This window comes from Bacillus sp. XF8 (assembly GCF_017498755.1).
GTDB classification, from domain to species: Bacteria; Bacillota; Bacilli; order Bacillales; family Bacillaceae_G; genus Bacillus_A; species Bacillus_A bingmayongensis.
Map to the genome: position 1 here is coordinate 20,174 of NZ_JAGDQK010000042.1, position 26,857 is coordinate 47,030.

General features: G+C 40.0%; 31 protein-coding genes and 2 other annotated features (1 of these 33 only partly in view). All 31 genes read right to left on the minus strand.

Annotated features, from left to right (window positions below; all coding sequences use genetic code 11):
• Positions 1-4: 4 nt before the first annotated feature.
• Positions 5-205, minus strand: a complete 201-nt coding sequence (rpmC, locus tag J4P91_RS23260) for a 50S ribosomal protein L29 (protein ID WP_000855718.1) — start codon at positions 203-205, stop codon at positions 5-7.
• A complete protein-coding gene (rplP, locus tag J4P91_RS23265; RefSeq protein ID WP_000928968.1) occupies positions 195-629 on the minus strand; it encodes a 50S ribosomal protein L16 in 435 nt (144 codons plus the stop codon). Before rplP ends, rpmC begins: the two co-directional genes overlap by 11 nt.
• A gap of 1 nt (position 630) precedes the next feature.
• Positions 631-1,290: a 30S ribosomal protein S3 gene (gene rpsC, locus J4P91_RS23270; protein WP_017150132.1), complete on the minus strand. Its 660-nt coding sequence runs from the start codon at positions 1,288-1,290 to the stop codon at positions 631-633.
• Between the two features lie 3 nt (positions 1,291-1,293).
• A complete protein-coding gene (gene rplV, locus J4P91_RS23275) occupies positions 1,294-1,635 on the minus strand; it encodes a 50S ribosomal protein L22 (RefSeq protein ID WP_011983250.1) in 342 nt (113 codons plus the stop codon).
• 17 nt (positions 1,636-1,652) lie between these two features.
• On the minus strand, positions 1,653-1,931 hold the full coding sequence (rpsS, locus tag J4P91_RS23280) for a 30S ribosomal protein S19 (protein WP_017150130.1): 279 nt from the start codon (positions 1,929-1,931) through the stop codon (positions 1,653-1,655).
• Positions 1,932-1,991: 60 nt separating this feature from the next.
• Positions 1,992-2,822 carry a 50S ribosomal protein L2 gene (rplB, locus tag J4P91_RS23285; protein ID WP_017150129.1) on the minus strand — a complete coding sequence of 277 codons (831 nt, stop codon included), beginning with the start codon at positions 2,820-2,822 and terminating at the stop codon, positions 1,992-1,994.
• Between the two features lie 28 nt (positions 2,823-2,850).
• Complete coding sequence (rplW, locus tag J4P91_RS23290; RefSeq protein WP_017150128.1) at positions 2,851-3,141, minus strand: 50S ribosomal protein L23; 291 nt, start codon at positions 3,139-3,141, stop codon at positions 2,851-2,853.
• Positions 3,141-3,764: a 50S ribosomal protein L4 gene (rplD, locus tag J4P91_RS23295; RefSeq protein WP_017150127.1), complete on the minus strand. Its 624-nt coding sequence runs from the start codon at positions 3,762-3,764 to the stop codon at positions 3,141-3,143. Before rplD ends, rplW begins: the two co-directional genes overlap by 1 nt.
• 25 nt (positions 3,765-3,789) lie before the next feature.
• Positions 3,790-4,422 carry a 50S ribosomal protein L3 gene (gene rplC / locus J4P91_RS23300; protein ID WP_017150126.1) on the minus strand — a complete coding sequence of 211 codons (633 nt, stop codon included), beginning with the start codon at positions 4,420-4,422 and terminating at the stop codon, positions 3,790-3,792.
• 34 nt (positions 4,423-4,456) lie between these two features.
• A complete protein-coding gene (rpsJ, locus tag J4P91_RS23305) occupies positions 4,457-4,765 on the minus strand; it encodes a 30S ribosomal protein S10 (RefSeq protein ID WP_001040596.1) in 309 nt (102 codons plus the stop codon).
• Positions 4,766-5,163: 398 nt separating this feature from the next.
• Positions 5,164-6,351 (minus strand): elongation factor Tu, encoded by a 1,188-nt coding sequence (gene tuf / locus J4P91_RS23310; protein ID WP_207995985.1) that lies wholly within the window; start codon positions 6,349-6,351, stop codon positions 5,164-5,166.
• 115 nt (positions 6,352-6,466) lie between these two features.
• The gene (gene fusA, locus J4P91_RS23315; RefSeq protein ID WP_017150124.1) at positions 6,467-8,545 is read right to left on the minus strand and encodes an elongation factor G; all 2,079 of its coding nucleotides are present in this window, start codon (positions 8,543-8,545) and stop codon (positions 6,467-6,469) included.
• A gap of 208 nt (positions 8,546-8,753) precedes the next feature.
• Positions 8,754-9,224 (minus strand): 30S ribosomal protein S7, encoded by a 471-nt coding sequence (rpsG, locus tag J4P91_RS23320; protein ID WP_001137493.1) that lies wholly within the window; start codon positions 9,222-9,224, stop codon positions 8,754-8,756.
• Positions 9,225-9,253: 29 nt separating this feature from the next.
• Positions 9,254-9,676, minus strand: coding sequence for a 30S ribosomal protein S12 (rpsL, locus tag J4P91_RS23325; protein WP_011983241.1), 423 nt, complete (start codon positions 9,674-9,676; stop codon positions 9,254-9,256).
• 115 nt (positions 9,677-9,791) lie between these two features.
• A complete protein-coding gene (locus J4P91_RS23330) occupies positions 9,792-10,040 on the minus strand; it encodes a ribosomal L7Ae/L30e/S12e/Gadd45 family protein (protein ID WP_207995995.1) in 249 nt (82 codons plus the stop codon).
• A 113-nt stretch (positions 10,041-10,153) separates the two neighbouring features.
• Positions 10,154-13,768: a DNA-directed RNA polymerase subunit beta' gene (rpoC, locus tag J4P91_RS23335; RefSeq protein WP_017150122.1), complete on the minus strand. Its 3,615-nt coding sequence runs from the start codon at positions 13,766-13,768 to the stop codon at positions 10,154-10,156.
• Positions 13,769-13,805: 37 nt separating this feature from the next.
• On the minus strand, positions 13,806-17,339 hold the full coding sequence (rpoB, locus tag J4P91_RS23340) for a DNA-directed RNA polymerase subunit beta (protein ID WP_017150121.1): 3,534 nt from the start codon (positions 17,337-17,339) through the stop codon (positions 13,806-13,808).
• A gap of 290 nt (positions 17,340-17,629) precedes the next feature.
• Entirely contained in the window at positions 17,630-18,229 is a 600-nt protein-coding gene (locus J4P91_RS23345; protein ID WP_207995986.1) for a class I SAM-dependent methyltransferase, read from the minus strand.
• Between the two features lie 75 nt (positions 18,230-18,304).
• On the minus strand, positions 18,305-18,664 hold the full coding sequence (gene rplL / locus J4P91_RS23350) for a 50S ribosomal protein L7/L12 (RefSeq protein ID WP_017150119.1): 360 nt from the start codon (positions 18,662-18,664) through the stop codon (positions 18,305-18,307).
• Between the two features lie 67 nt (positions 18,665-18,731).
• Positions 18,732-19,232 carry a 50S ribosomal protein L10 gene (gene rplJ / locus J4P91_RS23355; protein ID WP_017150118.1) on the minus strand — a complete coding sequence of 167 codons (501 nt, stop codon included), beginning with the start codon at positions 19,230-19,232 and terminating at the stop codon, positions 18,732-18,734.
• Between the two features lie 40 nt (positions 19,233-19,272).
• Positions 19,273-19,416: a sequence feature (ribosomal protein L10 leader region), on the minus strand.
• 49 nt (positions 19,417-19,465) lie between these two features.
• Positions 19,466-20,158, minus strand: a complete 693-nt coding sequence (gene rplA, locus J4P91_RS23360) for a 50S ribosomal protein L1 (RefSeq protein WP_003205496.1) — start codon at positions 20,156-20,158, stop codon at positions 19,466-19,468.
• A 180-nt stretch (positions 20,159-20,338) separates the two neighbouring features.
• A complete protein-coding gene (gene rplK / locus J4P91_RS23365) occupies positions 20,339-20,764 on the minus strand; it encodes a 50S ribosomal protein L11 (RefSeq protein WP_001085872.1) in 426 nt (141 codons plus the stop codon).
• 169 nt (positions 20,765-20,933) lie between these two features.
• Complete coding sequence (gene nusG, locus J4P91_RS23370) at positions 20,934-21,467, minus strand: transcription termination/antitermination protein NusG (protein ID WP_000415795.1); 534 nt, start codon at positions 21,465-21,467, stop codon at positions 20,934-20,936.
• 131 nt (positions 21,468-21,598) lie between these two features.
• The gene (gene secE, locus J4P91_RS23375; protein ID WP_003194325.1) at positions 21,599-21,778 is read right to left on the minus strand and encodes a preprotein translocase subunit SecE; all 180 of its coding nucleotides are present in this window, start codon (positions 21,776-21,778) and stop codon (positions 21,599-21,601) included.
• A gap of 32 nt (positions 21,779-21,810) precedes the next feature.
• Entirely contained in the window at positions 21,811-21,957 is a 147-nt protein-coding gene (rpmG, locus tag J4P91_RS23380; RefSeq protein WP_002055487.1) for a 50S ribosomal protein L33, read from the minus strand.
• A 131-nt stretch (positions 21,958-22,088) separates the two neighbouring features.
• Positions 22,089-22,748 carry an RNA polymerase factor sigma-70 gene (locus J4P91_RS23385; RefSeq protein WP_003194323.1) on the minus strand — a complete coding sequence of 220 codons (660 nt, stop codon included), beginning with the start codon at positions 22,746-22,748 and terminating at the stop codon, positions 22,089-22,091.
• 67 nt (positions 22,749-22,815) lie between these two features.
• A complete protein-coding gene (locus J4P91_RS23390; protein ID WP_017150116.1) occupies positions 22,816-23,328 on the minus strand; it encodes an NYN domain-containing protein in 513 nt (170 codons plus the stop codon).
• A 2-nt stretch (positions 23,329-23,330) separates the two neighbouring features.
• Positions 23,331-24,074 carry a 23S rRNA (guanosine(2251)-2'-O)-methyltransferase RlmB gene (gene rlmB / locus J4P91_RS23395; RefSeq protein WP_017150115.1) on the minus strand — a complete coding sequence of 248 codons (744 nt, stop codon included), beginning with the start codon at positions 24,072-24,074 and terminating at the stop codon, positions 23,331-23,333.
• Entirely contained in the window at positions 24,071-24,478 is a 408-nt protein-coding gene (locus J4P91_RS23400) for a Mini-ribonuclease 3 (RefSeq protein ID WP_207995987.1), read from the minus strand. The genes rlmB and J4P91_RS23400 overlap by 4 nt, the downstream gene beginning before the upstream one ends.
• Before the next feature lie 2 nt (positions 24,479-24,480).
• Complete coding sequence (gene cysS / locus J4P91_RS23405; RefSeq protein WP_207995988.1) at positions 24,481-25,878, minus strand: cysteine--tRNA ligase; 1,398 nt, start codon at positions 25,876-25,878, stop codon at positions 24,481-24,483.
• Positions 25,859-26,524, minus strand: coding sequence for a serine O-acetyltransferase (gene cysE, locus J4P91_RS23410; RefSeq protein ID WP_207995989.1), 666 nt, complete (start codon positions 26,522-26,524; stop codon positions 25,859-25,861). Before cysE ends, cysS begins: the two co-directional genes overlap by 20 nt.
• 303 nt (positions 26,525-26,827) lie before the next feature.
• Positions 26,828-26,857 (minus strand) — a binding site (T-box leader) (it continues 218 nt past the right edge of the window).

Here is a 26,857-nt window from a genome sequence, read left to right on the forward strand (position 1 = left end):
CAATTTATCGATTAATTCCGATCTCTCTTTCACGAACTACAGTTTTCATACGAGCGATCGCTTTACGCACTTCACGGATGCGTGTTGGATTCTCTAATTGTCCTGTAGCAAGTTGGAAGCGAAGGTTGAACAACTCTTCCTTTAACGCTTTAACTTTTGTTTCGATTTCGGCAGTGGTTAATTCACGAATATCATTAGTTTTCATTAGATTCACCACCATTTTCTTCACGTTTTACGAATTTACATTTCACAGGTAACTTGTGAGCTGCAAGACGTAATGCTTCGCGTGCTACCTCTTCAGATACACCCGCGATTTCAAACATAACTTTCCCAGGTTTTACTACTGCTACCCAGCCTTCTGGTGCCCCTTTACCGGAACCCATACGTACTTCTAGAGGTTTTGCAGTGTAAGGTTTAGAAGGGAAAATTTTAATCCAAACTTTACCGCCACGTTTCATGTAACGAGTCATTGCACGACGAGCTGCTTCGATTTGACGGTTAGTGATCCATGAAGCTGCTTGAGCTTGAAGACCAAATTCACCAAATGCTACTTCAGCGCCACCTTTTGCACGACCACGCATTTTACCACGATGCTCTCTACGATATTTTACGCGTTTAGGCATTAACATATTATTTTCCTCCTTCCTCAGAAGCTTTCTTTTTTGTAGGAAGGACTTCTCCACGGTAGATCCATACTTTTACGCCTAATTTACCGTATGTTGTATCAGCTTCAGCTGTTGCATAGTCAATATCAGCGCGAAGTGTATGAAGTGGAACAGTTCCTTCACTGTAAGATTCTGCACGAGCGATATCTGCTCCGCCAAGACGACCAGAAACCTGTGTTTTAATACCTTTAGCACCTGCGCGCATAGCACGTTGAATAACTTGCTTTTGTGCACGACGGAAAGATACACGGTTTTCTAATTGACGAGCGATATTTTCCGCTACTAATTTAGCGTCAAGATCAGCTCTCTTAACTTCTAAGATGTTGATGTGTACACGCTTGCCTGTTAATTGGTTAAGAGCTTTACGAAGTGCTTCAACTTCTGTACCACCTTTACCAATTACCATACCAGGTTTTGCAGTGTGAATTGTAACATTTACACGATTTGCTGCACGCTCGATTTCTACTTTAGAAACAGAAGAATCTTTTAAGCGAGCTGCGATGTATTCACGAATTTTGATGTCTTCATGAAGAAGTGTAGCGTAATCTTTCTCAGCGAACCAGCGAGATTCCCAATCACGAATAACACCGACACGAAGACCGACTGGATTAACCTTTTGACCCATCGATTATCCCTCCTTCTTTTCTGATACCACAACTGTGATGTGGCTTGTGCGTTTGTTAATTTGGCTTGCACGACCCATTGCACGTGGACGGAAACGTTTTAACGTTGGACCTTCGTCAACGAAAACTTTTTCAACAACTAAGTTGTTTACATCCATTTCGTAGTTATGCTCTGCGTTTGCGATTGCAGATTTTAAAACTTTCTCTACAACTGGAGAAGCAGTTTTTGGTGTGTGGTTAAGGATAGCGATCGCTTCACCCACTTGCTTGCCTCGGATTAAGTCTACTACTAAACGAACTTTACGAGGAGCAATACGAACTGTTCTCGCTACTGCTTTAGCTTGCATTGAAGTGCCTCCTCTCATTATCTTCTAGTTTTCTTATCGTCAGCATCATGACCTTTATACGTACGAGTTGGTGCGAATTCACCTAACTTGTGGCCAACCATGTCCTCAGTGATGTATACAGGTACGTGTTTACGACCGTCATATACAGCAATTGTGTGACCAATGAACTGAGGGAAGATTGTTGAACGACGAGACCAAGTTTTAACAACTTGTTTTTGCTCAGTTTCGTTTAACTTTGCAACTTTATTCATTAAGTGATCATCGACAAATGGTCCTTTTTTTAAGCTACGAGCCATTTTGGTGCCTCCCTTCGTGATTGCCGTACGGTTCCAGAAGTGAACCGTACTACAACCCCATTATTTTTTACGACGACGAACGATGAATTTATCAGACGCTTTGTTTTTCTTACGAGTCTTGAATCCAAGAGTTGGTTTACCCCATGGAGACATTGGAGACTTACGTCCGATTGGTGAACGACCTTCACCACCACCGTGTGGGTGATCAACTGGGTTCATTACAGAACCACGAACAGTTGGGCGCTTACCTAACCAACGAGAACGACCTGCTTTACCAATTTTGATAAGTTCGTGTGATTCGTTACCTACTTGACCTACAGTTGCACGGCAAGCAGATAATACTAAGCGAACTTCACCAGAAGTTAAACGTACAAGTACGTATTTACCTTCTTTACCAAGTACTTGAGCAGATGTACCAGCAGAACGAACTAATTGTCCACCACGACCTGGTTTAAGTTCGATGTTATGAACAACAGTACCTACTGGAATGTTGATTAATGGTAATGCGTTACCGATTTTAATGTCAGCATCAGCGCCAGACATAACTTCCATGCCTACTTCTAAGTTTTTAGGAGCAAGAATGTAACGTTTTTCACCGTCAACGTAGTTAATTAATGCGATATTCGCAGAGCGGTTTGGATCGTATTCGATCGTAGCAACGCGTCCTGGAATTCCATCTTTGTTACGTTTAAAGTCGATGATACGGTATTGACGCTTATGTCCGCCACCTTGGTGACGTACAGTAATTTTACCTTGGTTATTACGTCCAGCCTTTTTGCTTAAAGGTGCAAGTAAAGACTTTTCCGGTCTGTCAGTCGTAATTTCAGCGAAATCATTCGTAGTCATGTTACGACGACCGTTAGTAGTTGGATTATACTTTTTAATTGCCATCTCAATTTCCCTCCTTCTTTAGTAAGAATTAAACACCTTGGAAGATTTCGATTTCTTTGCTGTCAGCAGTTAGCTTAACGATTGCTTTACGACGACGGTTAGTAAAACCAGCGTGACGACCAACGCGTTTTGCTTTCGGCTTGTAGTTCATGATGTTCACTTTTTCTACTTTAACACCAAAGATCGCTTCTATAGCATCTTTAACTTCTGTTTTATTAGATTTAACGTCCACATCGAACGTGTATTTTTTTTCAGCCATCATTTCCATAGAACGTTCAGTGATAACTGGGCGCTTAATGATATCACGAGGATCTCTCATTATGCAAGCACCTCCTCTACTTTTTCCACTGCCGCTTTTGTCATGATTAGCTTATCATGATGAAGCACGTCTAAAACGTTTACGCCATCAGCAGTGATTACTGTTACTCCAGGAATATTGCGAGCAGATAACTCTACAGTTTCGTTTGCATCAGCAGTTACGATAAGAGCTTTCTTTTCTACAGTTAATCCTTTAAGTACTGCTACCATGTCTTTTGTTTTTGGTGCATTTAACACTAAGTCTTCAAGAACTACAATGTTGTTCTCAACTACTTTAGTAGCTAATGCAGATTTAATAGCTAAGCGACGAACTTTCTTAGGAAGTTTGTAAGCATAGCTTCTTGGTGTAGGTCCGAATACCGTACCACCACCACGCCATTGAGGAGAGCGGATAGAACCTTGACGAGCACGTCCAGTTCCTTTTTGACGCCATGGTTTACGACCACCACCGCGCACTTCAGAGCGATTTTTTACTTTGTGTGTACCTTGACGTAAAGACGCACGTTGCATCATTACAGCTTCAAAAAGTACAGCTTCATTTGGTTCGATACCGAAAATAGCTTCAGCTAATTCGATTTCACCAACCTGTGAACCAGTTTGGTTATATACAGTAACTTTTGGCATTGGAATTCCTCCTTCCTATTGTGAATTATTTGCTAGCCTTCACAGCGCCTTGAACAACTACAAGAGATTTCTTAGCACCTGGAACGTTACCTTTTACTAATAATAAGTTGCGCTCAGTGTCAACTTGAACGATTTCTAAGTTTTGAACCGTAACTTGGTCTCCACCCATACGTCCAGCAAGTTTTTTGCCTTTGAATACACGGTTCGGAGCAACTGGGCCCATTGAACCAGGACGACGGTGATAACGAGAACCGTGAGACATAGGTCCGCGAGATTGTCCGTGGCGTTTAATAGCACCTTGGAAACCTTTACCTTTAGAAATTCCTGTTACGTCTACGATTTCACCTGCAGTGAAAACTTCAACTTTTACCTCTTGACCAACCTCTAATCCGTCCACGTCTGCATCGCGGATTTCGCGAATGAAGCGCTTAGGAGCAGTAGTTGCTTTAGCAACGTGACCTTGTTCAGGTTTGTTAGCTAATTTTTCACGTTTATCGTCGAATCCTAACTGAATTGCATTGTAGCCATCAGTTTCAGTTGTTTTCTTTTGAAGAACAACGTTTGGAGTCGCTGCGATTACTGTTACAGGAATTAGCTCACCGTTTTCAGCAAATACTTGAGTCATACCGATCTTTCTTCCTAAGATTCCTTTGGTCATGAGTTACACCTCCTACATTTTTAAGTTATATAAATTATAGTTTGATTTCGATATCTACACCAGATGGTAAATCTAAACGCATTAATGAGTCTACTGTTTGTGGAGTAGGGCTCACGATGTCGATTAGACGTTTGTGCGTGCGCATTTCGAATTGCTCACGAGAATCTTTGTACTTATGAACAGCACGAAGAATTGTGTAAACAGTTTTTTCAGTTGGTAATGGGATCGGACCAGAAACTGTTGCCCCAGAACGCTTAGCTGTTTCTACAATTTTCTCAGCTGACTGATCAAGAATACGGTGATCGTAAGCTTTTAAACGGATACGAATTTTTTCTTTTGCCATTATTTTCCCTCCTTCGTTCGCCTATTTCTAAAATAGACCTTCTCCATGGAAATTTCCTCACACCATGCCATGGCAAAGCGGCCGGGTGTGTCAGCAACCTTCCACTTCATCGCAGTCAAAGACCAACATTGTCTATTATACAATGTTATTCGTCTAGATGCAAGCATCTTTTTGTTTGCATCTGCTTTTCTCTACTTTTGCTATTATACATGGCACTTTAAAGAATTTCAAGTTTTCATCTTCGGTAATTCATTTTACAGTTTTTGGATGTTTTGTTTTCCAGATTTATATATTATAGAAGAAACTCGTCAAAACGAAAAAAATGCTCTTTCTTCTATTATAAATATAAATAAAAAAACCCAAGGGAAAATCCCTTGGGTTTTATATATCAGTTGAGATTACTCAACGATAGTTGCAACTACACCAGCACCTACAGTACGTCCGCCTTCACGGATAGAGAACTTAGTTCCCTCTTCAACTGCGATTGGAGCGATAAGTTCAACAGTCATTTCGATGTTGTCGCCAGGCATTACCATTTCAGTACCTTCTGGTAATTGGATGATTCCAGTTACGTCAGTTGTACGGAAGTAGAATTGTGGGCGGTAGTTAGCGAAGAATGGAGTGTGACGTCCACCTTCTTCTTTAGATAAAACGTAAACTTCAGCTTTGAATTTAGCGTGAGCTTTTACAGAGCCAGTTTTAGCAAGAACTTGTCCACGTTGGATTTCTTCACGAGCAACCCCACGAAGTAAAGCACCGATGTTGTCACCAGCTTGAGCTTGGTCAAGAAGCTTACGGAACATTTCTACACCAGTTACAGTTGTAGTAGCATTTTCTTCAGCAAGACCGATGATTTCTACTACGTCACCAACTTTAACTACTCCACGCTCTACACGACCAGTAGCAACTGTACCACGACCTGTGATAGAGAATACGTCCTCGATAGGCATTAAGAATGGTTTGTCAGTGTCACGCTCTGGAGTTGGGATGTAAGCATCAACTTCAGCCATTAATTCGATGATTTTAGCTTCCCACTCAGCATCTCCTTCAAGAGCTTTAAGAGCAGAACCTTTAACTACAGGGATATCATCGCCTGGGAAGTCGTATTCAGATAATAGATCGCGAACTTCCATTTCTACTAATTCTAATAATTCTTCGTCATCTACCATGTCGCATTTGTTTAAGAATACAACGATGTAAGGTACACCTACTTGACGAGAAAGAAGGATGTGCTCACGAGTTTGAGGCATTGGACCATCAGCAGCAGATACTACTAAGATACCGCCGTCCATTTGAGCAGCACCAGTGATCATGTTTTTAACATAGTCAGCGTGTCCTGGGCAGTCAACGTGTGCATAGTGACGAGTTTCAGTTTCGTACTCAACGTGTGCAGTTGAGATTGTGATACCGCGCTCTCTTTCTTCTGGAGCAGCATCGATTTGATCGTATCCGCGTGCTTCAGCACCACCAGCTTTTGCAAGAACTGTAGTGATCGCAGCAGTTAATGTAGTTTTACCATGGTCAACGTGGCCAATTGTACCGATGTTAACATGGGGTTTAGAACGTTCGAATTTAGCTTTAGCCATTCTAAATTCCTCCTTAGTTTATATAGGTTATTTTATATTTACTAGAAAGTGAAACTTAAGTCTCACTTTCTAAGCTTACATAAGTAGTTATACTTGAACAATCGATAAAAATCAATTATTCACCTTTATTTTTTTTGATAATTTCTTCTGAAACAGACTTTGGTACTTCTTCATAATGGTCAAATACCATAGAGAATGTTCCACGACCTTGAGTGTTAGAACGTAATGACGTTGCATAACCGAACATTTCAGAAAGTGGAACCATAGCGCGAACAACTTGTGCGTTACCGCGAGCTTCCATACCTTCTACACGTCCACGACGAGATGTTACGTCACCCATAATGTCACCCATGTACTCTTCAGGAATTACAACTTCAACTTTCATCATTGGCTCAAGAATTACTGGGTTACATTTAGAAACCGCAGCTTTAAGTGCCATAGATGCAGCGATTTTGAACGCCATCTCAGAGGAGTCAACATCATGGTAAGATCCGTCAACTAATGCAGCTTTAATGTCTACTACAGGATATCCTGCAAGTACACCATTTTTAAGTGCATCTTCAAGACCTGCTCCTACAGCTGGGATGTATTCACGTGGAACTACACCACCGACGATCTTGTTTTCGAATTCGAATCCTTTACCTTCTTCGTTAGGTTCAAACTCAATCCAAACGTGACCGAATTGTCCACGACCACCAGATTGACGTGCGAACTTACCTTCAACTTTCGCAGCAGCGCGGAAAGTTTCACGGTATGCTACCTGAGGTGCACCAACATTTGCTTCTACTTTGAATTCACGGCGCATACGGTCAACGATGATGTCAAGGTGAAGTTCACCCATACCAGCGATGATTGTTTGGCCAGTTTCTTGGTCAGTGTGAGCACGGAATGTTGGATCTTCTTCAGAAAGCTTAGATAATGCTGTACCCATTTTATCTTGGTCAGCTTTAGATTTTGGTTCGATAGCTACAGAGATAACTGGCTCTGGGAATTCCATAGACTCAAGGATAACAAGGCTCTTCTCGTCACAAAGAGTATCACCAGTAGTAGTATCTTTTAAACCTACAGCAGCAGCGATGTCACCAGCGTAAACTGTTGAAATCTCTTCACGGCTGTTAGCGTGCATTTGTAGGATACGACCTACACGCTCACGCTTACCTTTAGTTGAGTTTTTCACGTATGATCCAGAGTTTAACACACCAGAGTACACACGGAAGAACGTTAATTTACCAACATAAGGGTCAGTCATGATTTTGAATGCTAGAGCTGAGAATGGCTCTTCATCGCTAGACTTACGTTCTACTTCTTCATCTGTATCAGGAACGATACCTTTAATAGCAGGTACGTCTAATGGAGATGGTAAGTAGTCAATAACTGCGTCTAACAGAATTTGAACACCTTTATTTTTGAATGCAGAACCACAGATTACTGGGAAGAATTCTACAGAAGTTGTAGCCTTACGGATACCAGCTTTAAGCTCTTCTACAGTGATTTCTTCACCCTCTAGGTACTTCATCATCATTTCTTCATCAAGCTCAGCTACCGCTTCAATAAGTTTTCCACGGTATTCTTCAGCTAGCTCTTTATGCTCTTCAGGAATTTCGATACGTTGAATATCTGTTCCTAAATCGTTACCGTACATGTAAGCACACTCTTCAACAAGGTCAATGATACCATTGAACTCGTCTTCAGCACCGATTGGTAACTGAATTGGATGTGCGTTTGCTTGTAAACGATCGTGGATTGTTCCTACAGAGTATAAGAAGTCTGCACCGATTTTATCCATTTTGTTAACGAATACGATACGAGGTACGCCGTAAGTAGTAGCCTGACGCCAAACAGTTTCTGTTTGTGGTTCTACACCAGATTGTGCATCAAGTACTGCTACTGCGCCATCAAGTACGCGTAGAGAACGTTCTACTTCTACTGTAAAGTCTACGTGTCCTGGAGTGTCAATGATGTTTACACGATGACCTTTCCATTGAGCTGTAGTTGCAGCAGAAGTAATTGTGATACCACGCTCTTGCTCTTGCTCCATCCAGTCCATCTGAGATGCACCTTCGTGAGTTTCACCGATTTTATGAATACGTCCTGTGTAGTACAAGATACGCTCAGTTGCTGTTGTTTTACCAGCATCGATGTGAGCCATGATACCAATATTACGAGTGTTTTCTAAAGAGAACTCTCTTCCCATTTGGTGTCTTGCTCCTTCCATATATGGATTGGATTATTTTATTTTAAGTAGCAAAAAAGCCACTTTATTTTATTACACATGTCAGTATATCCAGTACTCTCATTATGTAAAACGAGCGTCCAATGAAAGGGAGAGGCATTCTCCCTCTCCACACTTCCATATGTGACAAATAAAGCGGTCTATGCTTACATTTATTTTACGTTGAATCCTACCAACGGTAATGAGCAAATGCTTTGTTAGCTTCTGCCATTTTATGAGTGTCTTCACGTTTCTTAACAGATGCACCAGCGTTGTTAGCTGCATCTAAGATTTCGTTAGCAAGACGCTCTTCCATAGTTTTTTCACCACGAAGACGAGCGTAGTTTACTAACCAACGAAGACCTAAAGTTGTACGGCGTTCTGGACGAACCTCAACTGGAACTTGGTAGTTAGCACCACCAACACGACGAGCGCGTACTTCAAGAACAGGCATAATGTTCTTAAGAGCTTGCTCGAATACTTCCATTGGTTCTTTACCAGTACGTTCGCTAACGATATCGAACGCATTATAAAGAATTGTTTGAGATTTACCTTTTTTACCGTCAACCATCATTTTGTTGATTAGGCGCGTTACTAGTTTAGAATTATACATTGGATCTGGTAACACGTCACGTTTCGCAACAGGTCCTTTACGAGGCATATTGAGTTCCTCCTTTCAGTTCAGTTTTATTATTTCTTAGCTGCTTTTGGTTTTTTAGTACCGTATTTAGAACGGCCTTGCATACGCTTGTCAACACCAGCTGTGTCAAGCGCACCACGAACGATGTGGTAACGTACCCCTGGTAAGTCTTTTACACGACCACCGCGAATTAATACTACGCTGTGTTCTTGTAAGTTATGACCGATACCTGGGATGTATGCAGTTACCTCGATACCATTTGTTAAACGTACACGAGCATATTTACGTAAAGCTGAGTTCGGTTTCTTTGGAGTCATTGTACCAACACGAGTACATACACCACGTTTTTGAGGTGCAGAGATATCAGTTGATTTTTTCTTTAAAGAGTTGAAACCTTTGTTTAACGCAGGTGATTTAGATTTCCATACTTTATCAGTACGACCTTTTCTCACTAATTGGTTAATAGTAGGCATTTGAGTTATCCTCCCTTCGCATGTTTGTATGACCACATATCCAGGTGGTTCATTATTAGTTGAAAACAAAGTTTTTGCAAGGGAGAGCAAATGCTCTCTCCTCACAAAAACAGTTTTAACTTATTATTCCTATTGCTGAAGCTCCCACTTGAATCCCCGAAACTTTTCCAAGTTTACAAACAGATTCAACTTTGGTTATGGGTACGTTATGTTGCAATGCAGCACGAGTAATCACATGGGTTAACCGCATGTCAGCATCTTCTGCAATGACAACTTCTTTAACTGTACCATTTTTGATTGCTTCCAATGTTCGTTTATGTCCAACGACTACATTTTCCGCATTTGATACTTTTTGATAAGACATATACATATCCTCCAAAGCATCGTTCAGGAGCAACCTTGCTTATAGTAACATTTTGACTCATACAATGTCAACTAGGATTATCTGTTTTTATACAAAATTTACGACGGAAAATTTTACTGTTCCACATAAACTTCATCGTTTTCCACATTCATGTCATCTTGTGTTGATTTAACAAGATCCACTTTGCGATAACGATTCATACCTGTTCCAGCTGGAACAAGTTTACCGATAATAACATTCTCTTTCAATCCTAGAAGTTCATCGCGTTTGCCTTTAATTGCTGCATCTGTTAGAACGCGAGTTGTTTCTTGGAACGACGCTGCAGATAAGAATGAATCTGTTTCAAGTGAAGCTTTTGTAATACCAAGAAGCACTGGTCTTGCTGTTGCAGGTTGTTTACCTGTTAACAACACTTTTGCATTCGCATCAGTAAACTGATGGATATCCAATAATGTTCCTGGTAACACATCTGTTTCACCAGCATCCACTACACGAACTTTACGAAGCATTTGGCGAACCATTACCTCTACGTGTTTGTCACCAATTTCTACCCCTTGCATACGGTATACTTTTTGAACTTCTCGTAGTAAGTATTCTTGAACTGCTGTAATGTCCGTTACTTTTAGTAATTCTTTCGGATCAATAGAACCTTCTGTTAACTCTTTTCCGTGACCAATTGGCTGTCCTGGAGCTACTTTCAGACGAGCACCGTAAGGGATTGCATATGTGCGAGTTTCAACCTCACCTTGTACAACTACCTCTTGACGATCTTTAACATCGTTGATCGCCGCGATAACACCGTCGATTTCACTGATAACTGCCTGACCTTTCGGATTACGAGCTTCGAAGATCTCTTGGATACGAGGTAAACCTTGTGTGATATCGTCTCCGGCAACCCCACCTGTATGGAATGTACGCATCGTTAACTGTGTACCTGGCTCACCGATAGATTGAGCTGCGATAATACCTACCGCTTCCCCTACTTCTACGTCTGTACCAGTTGCTAAGTTACGACCGTAACATTTCTTACATACGCCGTGGCGAGTGTTACATGTGAACGCTGAACGGATGTGTACTGTTTCCACACCTGAGTTTTCAACGATATGAGCGATATCTTCAGTAATTAATTCATTTTCACGAACTAATACTTCACCTGTTTCAGGATGTTTTACAGTTTTTCTTGCAAAACGTCCTACAAGACGATCATATAATGACTCGATTACTTCATTGCCCTCTTTAATCGCACCGATTAGTAAGCCACGATCTGTTCCACAATCGTCTTCACGAACGATTACATCTTGTGCAACGTCTACAAGACGACGTGTTAAGTAACCAGAATCGGCAGTCTTAAGTGCTGTATCGGCAAGACCTTTACGCGCACCATGCGTAGAGATGAAGTACTCAAGTACTGTTAAACCTTCACGGAAACTTGATTTGATTGGAAGTTCAATGATACGACCAGATGGGTTGGCCATCAGACCACGCATACCAGCAAGCTGAGTGAAGTTCGATGCGTTACCACGGGCACCAGAGTCACTCATCATGAAGATTGGGTTGCGTTTATTCAAGGATTTCATCAGTTTTCCTTGGATAACATCTTTCGCATTACTCCAAATAGAGATAACGCGATCGTAACGTTCTTCTTCCGTGATTAAACCGCGACGGAATTGTTTAATTACTTTATCTACTTTTGCTTGTGCTTCGTGGAGAATTTCATCTTTTTCACCTAATACAAGAATGTCCGCTACCCCAACTGTAATACCAGCTTTTGTAGAGTATTTGAATCCTAAGTTCTTCATACGGTCAAGCATACGAGACGTTTCTGTAATTTTGAAACGTTTAAACACTTCCGCAATGATGTTACCAAGGATTTTCTTGCTAAATGGTGCCACTTCTTCGCGACTAGCAATAATTTCTTTAATGTTCGCACCTTTTTCAACGAAATATTTCGCTGGTGTTTCTTTTTCAAGGTTTGAATTTGTCGGTTCATTAATATAAGGGAACGACTTCGGTAAGATTTCGTTAAATATTAATTTACCAACTGTTGTTAATAGAAGCTTGCCTTTTTGCTCTTCAGTAAATGTTTCATTGTTGTTCACAGAGCTTGCAGCAACTGCGACACGAGTATGAAGATGTACATATCCATTTTGATACGCAAGCAATGCTTCATTTGCATCTTTGAACACCATACCTTCACCAATTGCACCCTCGCGCTCAAGTGTTAAGTAATAGTTACCTAATACCATATCCTGAGATGGTGTAACAACTGGTTTTCCATCTTTCGGGTTCAAGATGTTTTGTGCTGCTAACATAAGAAGACGAGCTTCTGCTTGTGCTTCTGATGATAACGGAACGTGAACCGCCATTTGGTCACCATCAAAGTCCGCGTTATATGCAGTACATACAAGTGGATGAAGACGGATTGCGCGTCCTTCTACTAATGTAGGTTCGAACGCTTGGATACCAAGACGGTGAAGCGTTGGAGCACGGTTTAGAAGTACTGGGTGTTCTTTAATTACAGATTCTAAAACATCCCAAACTTCAGGTTGTACACGCTCGATTTTACGTTTCGCACTCTTAATGTTGTGTGCTAATCCTTTTTCCACTAAATCTTTCATAACGAAAGGTTTGAACAATTCAAGTGCCATCTCTTTCGGTAATCCACATTGATACATTTTTAAGTTCGGTCCTACAACGATAACGGAACGACCAGAGTAGTCAACACGTTTACCTAATAAGTTTTGACGGAAACGTCCTTGTTTACCTTTTAGCATGTGAGATAGTGATTTTAATGGACGGTTACCTGGTCCAGTAACTGGACGGCCACGACGACCATTATCGATTAATGCGTCTACAGCTTCTTGTAACATACGTTTTTCGTTTTGAACGATGATGCTTGGTGCACCTAAGTCCAATAGACGTTTTAAACGGTTGTTACGGTTAATTACACGACGATATAAGTCGTTTAAGTCAGAAGTCGCAAAACGTCCACCATCTAACTGTACCATCGGGCGTAGTTCTGGTGGAATAACTGGAAGAACATCTAAAATCATCCAAGATGGTTCGTTTCCAGAGTTACGGAATGCTTCTAATACTTCTAGACGTTTAATAGCACGAGTACGACGTTGTCCTTGTGCTGTTTTTAATTCTTCTTTTAAGAAGTCTACTTCTTTATCTAAATCGATGTCTTGTAATAACTTCTTAATCGCTTCTGCACCCATAGCAGCTTGGAATGTGCTGCCATATCGATCACGATATGCACGGTATTCTTTTTCAGAAAGCAATTGCTTCTTATCAAGTGGTGTATCTCCACTTTCTGTTACAACATAAGAAGCGAAATAAATTACTTCTTCAAGCGCGCGAGGGGACATGTCTAAGACAAGTCCCATGCGGCTCGGGATACCTTTGAAATACCAAATATGAGATACAGGAGCAGCTAATTCGATATGACCCATACGTTCACGACGTACTTTCGCACGCGTTACTTCTACGCCACATCGATCACAAACTACACCTTTATAACGTACACGTTTATATTTTCCGCAATGACATTCCCAGTCCTTTTGTGGTCCGAAAATACGCTCACAGAACAAGCCATCTTTTTCAGGCTTTAATGTACGATAGTTAATTGTTTCTGGTTTCTTAACTTCACCGTATGACCAAGAACGAATCTTGTCAGGCGAAGCAAGTCCAATCTTCATATATTCAAAGTTATTTACATCTATCAAGGGGCCTACCTCCCTTTTAGTCTACAGGTTATCCCAATTATTCCTTAGTTGTCTCAACTTCGATATTTAATTTGTCTGCTGATTGATGATCATCATCATCTTCCGTATCACGCATTTCAATTTCTGTATCGTCGCTAGACATCATTTTAACGTCCATACCTAAGCTTTGTAGCTCTTTAATCAATACTTTGAATGACTCTGGAACGCCTGGTTCTGGAACATTTTCGCCTTTAACAATCGCTTCGTACGTCTTAACGCGTCCGACAACATCGTCAGACTTAACTGTTAAGATTTCTTGAAGAGTATAAGCAGCACCGTAAGCTTCAAGTGCCCAAACCTCCATCTCACCGAAACGTTGTCCACCGAATTGTGCTTTACCTCCAAGAGGCTGTTGCGTTACAAGTGAGTATGGTCCAGTAGAACGAGCATGAAGTTTATCGTCAACCATGTGCGCAAGTTTGATCATATACATGACACCAACAGATACGCGGTTGTCGAACGGCTCACCAGTACGTCCATCATACAGGATTGTTTTCGCGTCATTCGCCATACCAGCTTCCTCGATTGTACCCCATACATCTTCCTCACGAGCACCATCGAATACTGGTGTTGCAACATGGATACCAAGGTATCTTGCTGCCATACCAAGATGAAGCTCTAATACCTGACCGATATTCATACGAGATGGTACCCCTAATGGGTTCAACATGATATCGATTGGTGTCCCATCTGGTAAGTATGGCATATCTTCTTCCGGTAAAATACGGGAGATAACACCTTTGTTACCGTGACGACCGGCCATCTTGTCACCTTCAGAGATTTTACGTTTTTGAACGATATACGCACGTACAAGTTGGTTCACACCTGGTGGCAATTCATCGCCATCTTCACGGTTAAACACTTTTACGTCTAAGATAATACCGCCACCACCGTGTGGTACACGTAGTGATGTATCACGTACTTCACGCGCTTTCTCACCGAAGATTGCATGTAATAAACGTTCTTCTGCTGTTAATTCTGTTACACCTTTTGGCGTTACTTTACCAACAAGTAGGTCTCCGTCTTTTACTTCAGCACCGATGCGAATAATACCGCGTTCGTCAAGGTTGCGAAGTGCATCTTCCCCAACGTTCGGGATATCACGTGTGATTTCTTCTGGTCCAAGTTTCGTATCACGAGCTTCTGATTCATATTCTTCAATATGGATAGAAGTGTACACATCATCTTTTACAAGGCGCTCACTCATAATGATCGCATCCTCGTAGTTATAACCATCCCATGTCATGAAGCCAACAAGCACGTTACGTCCAAGTGCTAATTCACCTTTTTCCATAGAAGGACCATCCGCTAGGATTTCACCTTTTACAACTTCATCTCCAACACTTACGATTGGACGTTGGTTGTAACAAGTTCCTTGGTTAGAACGAATGAATTTCAACATTTTGTAGCGATCTAAATCGCCTTTTACTTTTTGACCGTCAACTTCTACATAACGGCGTACCCAAACTTCACGTGCTTCTACGCGTTCAACAGTACCAGGGTGTTTACAGATTACTGCAGCACCTGAGTCTTTTGCTGATACGTACTCCATACCTGTACCTACAATCGGAGATTCCGGATTCATTAACGGAACCGCCTGACGTTGCATGTTCGCACCCATAAGTGCACGGTTGGAGTCATCGTTTTCTAAGAACGGAATACAAGCTGTCGCTGCAGACACTACTTGCTTTGGAGATACATCCATGTAGTCGATGCGCTCTTTATTTGTGACAATGTTTTCACCACGGAAACGAGCTACGATATCCTCATCAAGGAATTCCCCTTCTTCAGATAATTTCATATTCGCTTGGGCTACAACATAATTATCTTCTTCATCTGCTGTTAAGTAATCAACATGGCCCGTTACAAGACCAGTTTCTGGGTCAACACGACGGTATGGTGTTTCAATGAAACCAAACTCATTTACTTTCGCGAATGAAGATAATGAGTTGATCAAACCGATGTTTGGTCCCTCTGGCGTTTCGATTGGACACATACGACCATAGTGAGAGTAGTGAACGTCACGTACTTCAAAGCCTGCACGCTCACGTGTTAAACCACCAGGTCCTAATGCAGATAGTCTTCGTTTGTGTGTTAACTCTGCTAATGGGTTTGTTTGGTCCATGAACTGAGATAACTGAGAACTTCCGAAGAACTCTTTAATAGATGCAATAACCGGACGAATGTTAATTAACGCTTGCGGTGTAATTGCATTTGTATCTTGAATCGACATTCTCTCACGAACAACACGTTCCATACGAGAAAGACCGATACGGAATTGGTTTTGTAATAACTCCCCTACAGAACGCAGACGACGGTTTCCTAAATGGTCAATATCATCTGTATCCCCTACTTTGTATAGTAAGTTAAAGAAGTAGCTAATAGAAGCAAGGATATCGCCTGGTGTGATGTGTTTTACATCACGAGTGATATTTGCATTCCCAATTACATTGATAGAACGTTCACCGTCTGACTCTGGAGCATAGATCTTAATAGATTGCAGCTCAACATCGCCTTCTACCACTCCACCCATTGGTTTCGCTGTCTTGAATCCAATGTTTTTCTCTAAGTAAGGTAAAATGCGATCTAGTGTACGACGGTCTAAGACTGTTCCTTCTGCCGCTAAAATCTCTCCAGTTTCTGGATCTACTAATGTTTCAGCTAAGCGTTGGTTAAACAATCTGTTTTTAATGTGTAGCTTTTTGTTGATCTTGTAGCGACCTACATTTGCTAAATCGTAGCGCTTTGGATCAAAGAAGCGAGAAACAAGCAAGCTTTTCGCATTTTCTACTGTTGGTGGTTCACCTGGGCGTAGACGCTCATAAATTTCAAGCAATGCTTTTTCTGTACTATCTGTGTTGTCTTTTTCTAGCGTATTGCTTAAGTATTCGTTATCACCTAAAAGCTCGGTGATTTCTTGATCAGAGCCAAACCCTAATGCGCGTAACAAAACAGTTACAGGAAGTTTACGCGTACGGTCGATACGCACATATACAACATCCTTAGCATCTGTTTCATACTCTAACCAAGCTCCGCGGTTTGGAATTACAGTAGCAGTAAAACCACGTTTTCCGTTTTTATCCACTTTGCCACTATAGTATACGCTTGGAGAGCGAACTAACTGGGAAACGATAACACGTTCTGCACCGTTAATTACGAATGTTCCTGTCTCTGTCATGAGTGGGAAATCTCCCATGAACACATCTTGTTCTTTTACTTCACCAGTTTCCTTATTGATTAGACGAACTTTCACACGAAGTGGTGCTGCATACGTCACATCACGCTCTTTGCATTCTTCTACAGAGTATTTAGGTTCACCTAAGCTGTAGTCGATAAATTCAAGCGATAGATTTCCCGTAAAGTCTTCAATCGGAGAAATGTCTTGGAACATTTCTCGCAAACCCTCATCAAGAAACCACTGATAAGAAGAGGTTTGAATTTCGATAAGATTTGGTAACTCTAATACTTCACTAATACGGGCATAACTTCTTCGTTGGCGGTGGCGTCCGTATTGAACTAGTTGACCTGTCAACTGCTTCACCCCTCAAATCATGAGTATTATAAATGCACAAAAAAATTTGTGCAAAATCACAAATAAATACAGCTAACGCCAGTAGCGTAGCTTTTTCTCTCAAAGATAGATACGTTGAGTCTTTCTACCTGCTCAAAAAAGAAAAATGGCTTCTATAAGAAAACCATCATTCTGTTTCATAATCTGCTGATTTTACTATCTTTTCCAAGAGAAACAAAAATATACATTTTTCTCAACGCAGAAAATCATATATTGGCATTGTATAATGTTAACATAGCCAAAAATAACCGTCAACGTTTTTTTGATTTTATGATATAATATCCTTTTTTCTTTTCTACAACCTCAACTTCAGAAAATGTTTCCTCTAGTTTTTTAAGCGCAGATGGTGCACCTTGTTTCTTTTGAATAACAATCCAAAGTTCCCCACCTGATACTAGATGATCCACAGCTTTTTCTAAAATCTCATGCACGATATGTTTACCGGCACGAATTGGAGGATTAGATAGAATAGCAGCATACTTGCCATCTACATTTTCATAGACGCTACTTTGAAAAATACGAACGTTTTCAACTTTGTTATTAGCAGCGTTTTCTTTCGCAAGCCCAAGTGCCCTTTCGTTCACATCCACCATGTGAACACTACGCTCTTGAAACTCTTTTGCTAACGACAAACCGATTGGACCGTATCCACATCCGACGTCTAATACATCACCTTTAATATCCGGCATTTGAAACGCTTCAATTAAAAGACGAGAACCAAAGTCCACCTCGTTTTTCGAAAATACCCCATGGTCAGATAAAAAAGCAAATTGAGATCCTCGCAATGTATATTCCCATCGTTTACGATCACTTTTGCTCGAAGGGTCGTTAGAAAAATAATGGTCTGCCATATGGCCACCTCTTTTCTTTACAGTTAAAAAAAAAGCCCGCATAAGAGCGAGCTTTTTTTAAGCTTCAAAAGTTAATTACTTAACTTCTACAGCAGCGCCAACTTCTTCAAGTTTAGCTTTCATTTCTTCAGCTTCTTCTTTAGAAGCGCCTTCTTTGATTGCTTTTGGAGTGTTGTCAACTAATTCTTTAGCTTCTTTTAAGCCAAGACCAGTGATTTCACGTACAACTTTGATAACTTTGATTTTTTGTCCGCCAGCACTTTCAAGTACTACGTCAAATTCAGTTTTCTCAGCAGCAGCTTCACCAGCGCCACCAACAACAGCTACAGGAGCAGCAGCAGTTACGCCGAATTCTTCCTCGATAGCTTTTACTAAGTCGTTAAGTTCTAATACAGTCATAGATTTAACTGCTTCAATGATTTGTTCTTTAGTCATTGTAAATATCCTCCCTTAGATAGGTTTGTATTGTTTTATCGATAACACGTAATTATCTTTTAAAAAATTAAGCGCCTTGCTCTTCCTTTTGATCTGCAACTGCTTTAGTAGCAAGTGCAAGGTTACGGATTGGAGCTTGAAGAACGCTAAGAAGCATAGAAAGTAAGCCTTCACGTGATGGAAGAGTAGCAATAGCTTTAACCTCATCAAGTGTTACAAGTTTACCTTCGATTACGCCCGCTTTAATTTCTAAAGCTTCATGATCTTTAGCGAAGTCGTTTAATACTTTCGCAGGAGCAACTACATCCTCGTTACTGAACGCGATTGCGTTTGGTCCTGTTAAGAATTCGTTTAACTCAGCCATTTCAACAGATTCTGCAGCACGACGAGTTAAAGAGTTTTTGTAAACTTTGAACTCAACGCCAGCCTCACGTAAGTTTTTACGTAATTCAGTTGCTTCAGATACTGTTAAACCACGGTAGTCAACAACGATTGTAGATTTACTTTCGCGAAGTTTATCAGCGATTTCAGTTACAACTTGTTGTTTAGTTTCGATTGCTTTGCTCATGTTATTACACCTCCTGTAGATTATATAGAAGATGTACCGAAAGTGCACTAAAAAACCTCCATGCCCAGTTGTAGACATGGAGGCATATAGTCACAGAAAAAAATTCCGCTTCGTATATTAACACCTAGGTAGGAAATTAAGCCGAATTGGCACCTACTGTCTACGGTACACTATTTAAATTCACAACATAAATGATTATATTAAAACTTCTTTATGAAGTCAACTTCCAATTTTTACGCGATTGTAGAAACGTCTACACGTACGCCAGGTCCCATTGTAGAAGCAACAGTTGCATTCTTCATGTAAGTACCTTTTGCAGCAGCTGGTTTAGCTTTTAATAGCGTATCAGCAATTGTTTTGAAGTTTTCTACTAGTTTAGCATCTTCGAAAGATACTTTACCAATTGGAACATGGATGTTACCAGCTTTATCAACGCGGTATTCAACTTTACCAGCTTTGATTTCGTTAACAGCTTTTGTTACATCGAAAGTAACTGTTCCAGTTTTAGGGTTTGGCATTAAACCTTTAGGTCCTAATACGCGACCAAGTTTACCAACTTCACCCATCATGTCAGGAGTTGCTACTACTACATCGAAATCGAACCAACCTTGTTGGATTTTACCGATGTAATCAGTATCACCTACGAAGTCAGCGCCAGCAGCTTCAGCTTCTTTTGCTTTTTCGCCTTTAGCGAATACTAATACACGTTGTACTTTACCAGTACCGTGTGGAAGAACAACTGCACCACGAATTTGTTGGTCAGCTTTCTTTGGGTCAACACCTAAACGGAATGCAGCTTCTACAGTTGCATCAAATTTAGCTGTGTTTGTTTTCTTTACTAATTCTACTGCTTCTGTTGCAGAGTAAGCAGTTGCACGATCAACAAGCTTTGCAGCTTCTACGTACTTTTTACCTCTTTTAGCCATGTTTATTTCCTCCTTGAATGTGGTTTTAGCGGAATAACCTCCCACGTTTACGCCTTCATTTCGGGAAACCCCGAGGATGTGCGCCCATCCATTTATTTAAAAACGATACTCATTTACGATAATAAAGGTTGCGAATTGGAATTCCAGACCCGCAACCTTTTTTACAAAAAACAAATCGAATTAGTCTTCGATAACGATACCCATACTGCGCGCAGTACCTTCAACCATACGCATTGCAGCTTCTACGCTAGCAGCGTTTAGGTCAGGCATTTTAGTTTCAGCGATTTCGCGTACTTTATCACGCTTAACAGTTGCCACTTTATTACGGTTTGGTTCACCAGAACCAGACTCGATACCAGCTACTTTCTTAAGAAGAACAGCAGCAGGAGGAGTTTTAGTAATGAAAGTGAATGAACGGTCTTCGAATACCGTAATTTCAACAGGAATGATAAGACCAGCTTGATCTGCTGTACGAGCGTTGAACTCTTTACAGAAGCCCATGATGTTAACACCCGCTTGTCCTAATGCTGGACCAACTGGTGGAGCTGGGTTAGCTTTACCTGCAGGAATTTGAAGTTTTACCATTTTAATTACCTTTTTAGCCACGAGACACACCTCCTTAAGTCCGTGATGTGGTCAATTGGGCAGTGATTTGCCCTCCCACTTCATATTTTATCTGTAACGATAAAATCTTTTTCAAAAAACGTCTCCGTTACCGAAGACGTACTGACTTAAAAGATATTATCACTTTTTACAATTCATTTCAAGTTTCATTTTATAATTTTTCAATTTGATGGAAATCAAGCTCGACCGGTGTTTCACGACCAAACATATCTACAAGCACTCTTACCTTTTGTTTTTCCATGTCAATCTCTTCGATTGCGCCTGTATAGTTCGCGAATGGCCCTTCATTTACACGTACTGTTTCATGAAGTTCAAAGTCGAAATCAACCACTTCATTGTCCATTCCCATATGCTTCATAATGGTAACAACTTCCTCCTCTAATAAAGGAGATGGTTTTGAACCTGATCCAGAAGATCCAACAAAACCTGTTACGCCCGGTGTATTACGAACAACATACCAAGAATCATCAGTCATAATTAGTTCAACTAATACATAACCTGGGAATACTTTTCTTTTTGTTAATTTTTCTTTTCCGTTTTTCATTTCTACTTCTACTTCTTCTGGAACAACAACACGGAAAATTTTATCTTGCATTCCCATTGATTCTACACGTTTCTCTAGGTTTGCTTTTACTTTATTTTCATATCCAGAATAAGTATGGACAACATACCAACTTTTTTCCATTCATTTAGGACGAGCGTCCTTCCCTCCCTGACGTACATTTTTTTGTGCAAATGAAAAAACCCGTTCATCGGGCTTTTACACAGTTCGTATAAATAACATTATATCATGGATAAGTGCTTCTTATTCAAGAATTAACCAAGAATTAACCGAATTAAAGAAGAAATACCCATGTCAACTACTGCAAAGAAAACTGCAAAAAACACAACTGTCGCAATAACAGTAGCTGTCGAACGAAGTAATTCATCTTTCTTAGGCCAACTTACTTTTTTCATTTCGCGACCTACATCGCCGAAAAAGTTCGTCAAACGCATTTACGGGACCTCCAGTGTATTGTTTCGATTATTTATTTTGTTTCCTTATGAACTGTATGCATATTGCATGTTTTACAAAATTTCTTTATCTCAAGTCGCTCTACTGAGCTCGTATCTTTCATTGTGGAGTAGTTTCGGTTCTTACACTCTTCACATGAGAGTACAACTTTTTTCCTCATTTGTTACACCAACCTTGTAACATTATGTCCCTAAAAATGTATCATACAATAAAAGACAATGTCAATGACATGCCGCTTACTACCTTACAAAAAGGAAGCAGGAGAATTATTTTCCCCCTGCGACATACACACTATGAGTTTAAAGTTGTATTTTCTCTCATCTCCATATATCGTTCAAGCTTTCTTTTCACACGCTGCAGAGCATTATCAATGGACTTTACATGCCTATTTAACTGCTCTGAGATTTCTTGATAAGAACGACCATCTAAGTATAAAGAAAGCACTTTCCTTTCTAAATCGCTTAATAATTCAGATATTTTTAGTTCTATGTCGGTATATTCTTCCTGACTAATAATCATCTCTTCAGGATCAGTCACCTTTGCTTCTGAAATAACATCTAATAGCGTACGATCAGATTCCTCATCGTAAATCGGTTTGTCTAAAGAAACATACGAATTTAAAGGAATATGTTTTTGTCTCGTTGCTGTCTTAATAGCAGTAATAATTTGACGAGTAATACATAGTTCAGCAAATGCTTTAAAAGAAGATAGCTTGTCCTCTTTATAATCACGAATGGCTTTAAATAATCCAATCATACCTTCTTGAACAATATCCTCTCGATCGGCACCTACTAAAAAATACGATCTTGATTTTGCACGAACAAAGTTCTTGTACTTGTGAATTAAATATTCAAGAGCATCAATATTACCTTTTCGAACTAACTCAACTATCGCCTCATCCTCTAAATCGCGAAACGTAACGTTGTTGGTACTTACGAAGCCTGTTTCCACTCTGATCCCTCCGACCGCTATTTATTTAGAAATATTATACAGTAAGCGCTTGAAGAGCGTCAATGCTTCAACGCTCTCCCCGCCTTAATTTTTCTAATTTTTCTGTAATATCCTTACTAAATATCGTTCGCATAGCTGGTTGTTTCTCTTTTACCTCTTGCGTTTGATGGCGCACTTGTTGTTCCATTGCCTGTACCTCTATTTCTAGTTCACGGGCTGACTTCCTAAGCGCTCCTTGTGCAAAAATAACCCACTGCTCCGTATAATCAGAAGTCGCAACATAAATTTGTGTATTAATGTTGCGAAGTTCAATCGCGAGTTGTTCAATTTTTTCATCAGCGGTTTGATTTTTCCTTGTGAAAATAACTTCAACACGCGATTGCTTCATCTTTTTTTCAATTCCTTGAACTGTATAAGCATCAAATACAATCATTACTCTTGTTCCCGTGTAACCTTGATAATCCGCCATCTTATCAATTAGCGCATCCCTTGATGCCTGTAAATCTACATCCCTCAATTTTTTCAAGTCTCTCCAAGCCCCAATAATGTTGTAACCATCAACGATTAAGATATCGTTCATTTTCACTCACCAATTTGGTGACGTTTGCGATATACCTCATACATTAACAGACTTGCAGCTACTGAAGCATTTAAGGATGTAACTTTACCAACCATCGGCAAGTTGATTAAGAAATCACACTTTTCACCAATAATACGGCTCATACCTTTTCCTTCACTACCAATTACTAATCCGATTGGCATATTACCATCTAAATTACGGTAATCTGTTTTTCCTCTTGCATCTGTACCCGCAATCCAAAGACCGCGCTCTTTTAAATCATCAATTGTTCGAGATAAGTTTGTCACGCGAGCAACAGGAATATATTCAATTGCTCCTGTCGAAGCTTTTGCAACCGATGCCGTTAACCCTACAGCTCTTCGCTTCGGAATAATAATCCCATGAGCCCCAGTTGCATCTGCTGTACGCATAATAGACCCTAAGTTATGAGGGTCTTCAATTTCATCAAGAATTAAGAAGAAAGGATCCTCATTACGCTTAGCAGCCACTTCAAATAAATCCTCTAATTCTGCATATTGATAGGCTGCTACTTGCGCGATTACACCTTGATGATTTCCTTCGACAAGTTGGTCTAATTTTTTCTTTGGTGCATGTTGCAAAATAATTTTATTCTCTTTTGCTAATGCTAATACGATTTGTACTTGCCCTTTGGCAGCACCTTCTGCGATCCAAATTTTATTAATATCTCGTCCTGATCGTAACGCTTCAATTACAGGGTTACGTCCGATAATATATTCACTACTCATATTGATGTGCCCCCTTCCTTCGTTTCTAAAACATTAATCGCTTTATATACAAGTTCTTCCAATCTTTCGCTATTGTTCAATAAATAATGATAACCAAGTAGTGCCTCGAAGGCAGTACTGTAGCGATATGTTTGCACATCCGTATTTTTAGGGACAGAACCCGAATTTGCATTACGTCCTCTTCTTAAAACCGCTTCTTCTTCCTCTGTCAAAAATGCTGTTTCTAGTAAATGATAAACAACTTTCGCTTGCGCTTTCGCCGAAACAAAGCTTGTCCCTAAACGATGTAATTGGTTAGGACGAACCGTTCCTTTTTGAAGAAGGTGATAGCGGATATATTGTTCGTATACCGCATCACCCATATATGCTAACGCTAAGCTGTTTAATTGCTTTGCATCAATCATGCTTATCCTCTTTTCCATCTTGTACCTTGAGCGGTATCTTCTAAAATAATATTACGCTCTTTTAAATCATCACGAATTTGATCAGACAATGCAAAGTCGCGATTTTTACGAGCCTCAATACGTTTTTGAATTAATGCCTCAATCTCTTCATCAAGCAATTCTTCTTTTGTTAATTCTAATCCTAAGATACCGAATAACGTTTCAAATTGTTTTACATACGCTCCAATTACAGCTTTTGATGTATGCTCTTCCAATAGGTATTGATTTGCATGGTTTGCTAAATTATATAACTCTGTTATCGCATTTGCTGTATTAAAATCATCGTTCATCGCTTCTTCAAATGCCAACTGGAATTTTTCTACTTCAGCTAACCATTTTTCATTATGGTCTGTTAAATCTGTGCTACTTTCCATACGGTGCTTTAAGTTACCGTAAGCTGTTTTAATGCGTTCTAATCCATTATTCGTACTCTGTAATAACTCTTCACTAAAGTTGATTGGATGACGATAATGTACAGATAACATAAAGAAACGAATTAACTGCGGATTATATTGTTTAATAATGTCATGAACTAAAATGAAGTTCCCTAATGATTTAGACATTTTTTCATTGTTAATATTAATATATCCATTATGCATCCAGTAACGTGCAAATGTTTTTCCAGTCAATGCTTCTGATTGAGCGATTTCATTTTCATGGTGAGGGAATGCTAAATCTTGCCCACCAGCATGAATATCAATTGTATCACCTAAATATTTGCGCGCCATTGCAGAGCATTCAATGTGCCATCCTGGACGGCCTTTTCCCCACGGGCTCTCCCAGAAAATTTCGCCTTCCTTTGCCGACTTCCATAAGGCAAAATCAAGTGGATCTTGTTTCTTTTCCCCAACTTCAATACGTGCACCATGGCGCAGATCTGCAATTGGTTGATGAGACAATTTGCCATAGCCTTCAAATTCTTTCGTTTTGTAATAAACATCACCTTCAGATTCATATGCATATCCTTTTTTCACAAGTTCCTCAATAAACTCAATAATGATATCCATATTTTCTGTTACACGAGGATGAACTGTAGCATGCTTGCAACCTAATGCAGTTACATCTTCAAAGTACGCTTCAACAAAGCGATTCGCAATTGTTGGAACATCTTCTCCTAATTCATTTGCCGCTTTAATTAACTTATCATCTACATCCGTAAAATTAGAAACATACTGCACTTCATACCCTTTATACTCTAGATAGCGACGTACTGTATCAAATACCATAGGTGGTCTTGCATTCCCAATATGAATATAGTTGTATACCGTCGGTCCGCATACATACATCTTCACTTTATTTTCTTCTAAAGGAACAAACTCCTCTTTCTGACGCGTTAACGTATTATAAATGTGAATAGTCATTTTCATCCTTCCTTTCCACTTTTACTTCAAGTTGCTTTTTTAATTTTTCAAGTTCAGCTTCCATCACTTTTAATTTATCGAAAATTGGATCCGGAAGATCTGAATGATTCAATTCCTGGCCTATCTTTACTCCATTTTGAATTACGACACGACCAGGTATACCTACAACTGTCGAATGCGCAGGAACTTCTTTTAATACAACGGATCCTGCACCAATTTTGGAATTTTCTCCAACTGTAATGGATCCGAGTACTTTTGCACCAGTTGCAATAAGTACGTTATCTTGGATTGTTGGATGCCTTTTTCCTTTTTCTTTCCCTGTACCACCTAATGTAACTCCTTGATAAATTGTTACATTGTCTCCAATTTCACATGTCTCCCCAATAACAACTCCCATACCATGGTCAATAAAAAAACGGCGACCAATTGTGGCTCCTGGATGAATCTCAATACCGGTAAAAAAACGACTAACTTGTGAAATCCAACGTGCAATAAAGAAAAAATTCCGTTTATAAAAGGCATGTGCAATTCGGTGTGCCCAAACTGCATGTAATCCAGAGTAAGTTAAAATGACCTCGAAATAACTTCGCGCCGCTGGATCTTGTTCAAAAACGACTTCAATATCCTCTCGAAGTCTCCTAAACATCGATGTCCCCTCCCCTTTATGGGCTACTTTTCTGAGTGAACCGATTTACCCCGCTATTGGCGGACAATCATACTTCCACCTCAACATTCAACAAAAGCAAAAAGTTAGGTTGGAAATAGACTATCCGTAAAGGCCCGATTAGTGAAGACTAATAATTAGTGAGAAATGAAGAAAAACACCCACTGATTACAGTTTCACTTTATCGCTAACTCCCTTACTTGTTACCTAGTCTTTATCCATCTGTACAAAAATTTATACCCCTGCCTATTTACATGGTATAAAAAAAGACGCCCCTGTCAAATTGACAGAGACGCCTTATAAGCGCGGTTCCAC